The following is a 244-nucleotide window of genomic DNA, read 5'->3' as shown; positions in this document are numbered from 1 at the left end:
GGGGTGATCCGTCGGCGCGATCGGCACCAGCGGATCCTCCAAAAACGGCTCGGCGACGAGATCGTCCCCCTCCGGAGGCACGCTCATGATCGCCATGTCGCAGGCATTATCCGCAAGCTGGGCCAACAGCACTTCCCGGCTGGCCACGTTCAAGGTGACGGAAAAGCCCTCCCAACGGCGTCGGAAGGCGGCGAGCAGTATCGGCACGAAGTACTTGGCTGCTCCGCCGATCGCGAGCTTAAGC

At 64.3% G+C, this 244-nt stretch carries 1 protein-coding gene; it reads right to left on the bottom strand.

Features of this window, described 5'->3' with window-relative positions; translation table 11 throughout:
- A partial coding sequence (locus tag ACTFO6_RS19460; protein ID WP_439935957.1) for a LysR substrate-binding domain-containing protein occupies nucleotides 1–231 on the bottom strand: 231 nt, incomplete at its 3' end.
- Nucleotides 232–244 lie beyond the last annotated feature (13 nt).

Origin of the sequence: Pelomicrobium sp. G1 (genome assembly GCF_051905455.1) — a bacterium.
In the GTDB taxonomy this organism is placed as follows: Bacteria; Pseudomonadota; Gammaproteobacteria; order Burkholderiales; family UBA6910; genus Pelomicrobium.
Note: the sequence above shows the minus strand (reverse complement) of the source record. Positions and strands in the feature narration are given on the sequence as shown.